We start from the raw sequence: 1582 nt of genomic DNA on the forward strand, positions 1-1582 counted from the left end.
TCGGCGTCAACCTGGACACCGGCAGCTACCCCCTCGGCGGCACCGTCACCTCCGCCGAGTTCCACGCCCTGCCAATCACACCCGACAGCTTCCACTGCGACTGGAACTACAGCGTGGCGCCCTGCGCACCGCACCCGGCCGAGCAAGCCTCGACCCGCCGCAGGCTCGATCCCGTCGTGACCGAGATCCTCACCGATCCGGCTCTGACCGGCATGCCTCGAGCGGACTTCGCGCGCCTGGTCGCGGTCTCGGAACCCTACTGGGACGCCCTGGCCGAGGCGGCGTTCCAACGTCGCTTCCACCGCCCCCGCGGTTACCTGCATCCACAAACCAGCAGCATCGACCATTTCCACCGGCTCCTGACAGCCTTGCTGCGGCGGCGAAGAGCCGCCACCAGCACGCTGCTGGCCCGACTACTCGGCGTCACGCGCACCAATCAGTCCAACCAGTTCCGCGACGGCCACCGGATACTGGACCTGCACCGGATCGACGTCTCAAAAGATCAACTCCGACAGTAATTTACGGACGAGCCCCCGGGGCGCGCCGGGAACTGCCAAATCGGGGTGTTTCTCGCCTACGCGTCCCGGCATGGACATGCTCTTGTGGACCGGGAGCTGCATCTGCCAGGAGTCCTGGACCGCCGATCGTTAACGCTGTCGCAGCACCGGCATCGCGGACGAGGTCGAGTTCGCGGCCAAACCCCGGCTGGTGATGGCGATCTCGAGCGTGCTCTGTACGCAGGGGTGCCGTTCCGGTGGTTCACCGCCGACGAAGCCCTTGGTGAGGTGAAGTATCTGCGGTTCTGGCTCGAACAATACGACATCGCCCACGTGCTGGCGACCCGCCGCAGCGATACCCTGGTCACCACCGGGTGGGGCCAGGCCCGCGCCGAGGATCTCGTCGCTGTGCTCCCCGCGTGGTCGGTGGCAGCGGGTCTGAGCCAGTGCCGGTGCTAACGGGCCCCGCGACTACGACTGGGCGCGGTCCCGATCAGGGCGTTGTGGGCGCCGGGACGTGGGCAGTGGCTGCTGGCCACGTGCAGCGTATCCGACCGGGCGAGATCGCCTACGACGTCTGCTTCGGGCCCCGCCGGTCCACGATCGCGGGTCTGGCATGGATCGCCTGGGCGCGCTGGCGCATCGAGGAATGCTTCCAACAGGCCAAGAACGAAGCCGGCCTGGACCTCTACCAGGCCTGCGGCTGGCGGGCCTGGTACGCCCACATTACCCCTGTGGATGCTGGCCCTGGCCTGGCTCGCGGGATCCAAAGCCGTTGCAGCAAAGGGGGAATCAACGACACCAATCGAGATATGATCGCCCGCGCACTACCAGAGATTCGCCGCCTGACCATCGGCCTGTTGCTGAACTTCACCCGCAACACCCGGCGTCTCTGGGCTTGGTCGAACTGGCGCCGTCGCCGACAACACCAAGCCCGCCTCTCCCACTACCGACGACGAGGAGATCCCTCGAATATGTGCCCTTCAAGCACTAAGTGCCTGTGTATGAACTGATCGTTTTTCCTGTTGCGGCTGCTGCGGGTGGCTTATCGTCGAGGCGGGGTGGTTCGTGCGGGAGGCGGCGAT

1 protein-coding gene and 2 pseudogenes are annotated in these 1582 nt (G+C 66.3%); all 3 read left to right on the plus strand.

Annotation, left to right across the window (positions count from 1 at the left end):
• A pseudogene (locus ABZW96_RS37600) lies at window positions 1–518 on the plus strand (hypothetical protein); the annotation flags it as partial.
• Window positions 519–545: 27 nt separating this feature from the next.
• Window positions 546–956 (plus strand): annotated as a pseudogene (locus ABZW96_RS37605) (transposase); the annotation flags it as partial.
• Window positions 957–1021: 65 nt separating this feature from the next.
• Entirely contained in the window at window positions 1022–1510 is a 489-nt protein-coding gene (locus tag ABZW96_RS37610; RefSeq protein ID WP_355081649.1) for a hypothetical protein, read from the plus strand.
• Window positions 1511–1582 lie beyond the last annotated feature (72 nt).

The sequence above is a fragment of the Nocardia sp. NPDC004168 genome (assembly GCF_040610355.1).
GTDB classification, from domain to species: domain Bacteria; phylum Actinomycetota; class Actinomycetes; order Mycobacteriales; family Mycobacteriaceae; genus Nocardia; species Nocardia sichangensis.